Raw genomic sequence first — 270 nt, 5'->3', positions numbered from 1 at the left:
ATGCGCCGCTCGCCGACGATCGACAGGCCGTAACCGTCGAGCCCGACAAGGGTGTGGTGGGTGTTGGTGAGCAGGATCATGTCATGCACGCCGAGTTCCGCCAGGATCATCGCGCCGACGCCGTAGTCGCGCAGTTCCTCCATCGGCACCTCGACCTGCTCGCCCGCCTGTCGCCGGACGGCGGTGGTGAAGGCATCGGCGCGCTGGCGGTTGATGAGGACGATGACGCCCGATCCGGCTTCGGCGATCATCTCCATCGATCGCTGGAGC

Annotated in this window: 1 protein-coding gene; it reads right to left on the bottom strand. The window is 66.7% G+C overall.

Annotated features, from left to right (window positions below):
* A partial coding sequence (locus AC0IYH_RS31735) for a GTP cyclohydrolase II (RefSeq protein ID WP_471838238.1) occupies window positions 1–251 on the bottom strand: 251 nt, incomplete at its 3' end.
* Between the last annotated feature and the right edge of the window lie 19 nt (window positions 252–270).

This window comes from Pseudomonas sp. AC463, assembly GCF_979253585.1.
The sequence above is the reverse complement of the archived record's forward strand: the minus strand, read 5'-3'. Positions and strand labels throughout refer to the sequence as shown.